The sequence below is a fragment of the Cupriavidus sp. SIMBA_020 genome (assembly GCF_046535395.1).
In the GTDB taxonomy this organism is placed as follows: domain Bacteria; phylum Pseudomonadota; class Gammaproteobacteria; order Burkholderiales; family Burkholderiaceae; genus Cupriavidus; species Cupriavidus campinensis.
The window spans coordinates 1-243 of record NZ_JAWRWU010001473.1; the positions used below are offsets into that span (position 1 = coordinate 1).

The following is a 243-nucleotide window of genomic DNA, read 5'->3' on the forward strand; positions in this document are numbered from 1 at the left end:
CGTTCCAGACCGATCCTACCTCGGCGTTCGGCGGCATCATCGCTTTCAACCGCGAAGTGGACGAAGCCGCGGCGCAAGCCGTGTCGAAGCAGTTCGTCGAAGTGCTGATCGCGCCGTCGTTCTCGGACGCGGCCAAGGCCGTGTTCGCGGCGAAGCAGAACGTGCGTCTGCTCGAAATCGCGCTGGGCGAAGGCCATAACGCGTTCGATCTGAAGCGCGTGGGCGGAGGCCTGCTGGTGCAGT

At 64.6% G+C, this 243-nt stretch carries 1 pseudogene; it reads left to right on the forward strand.

The features are described from left to right. Window positions 1-243: pseudogene (purH, locus tag SB751_RS34475) on the forward strand (bifunctional phosphoribosylaminoimidazolecarboxamide formyltransferase/IMP cyclohydrolase); the annotation flags it as partial.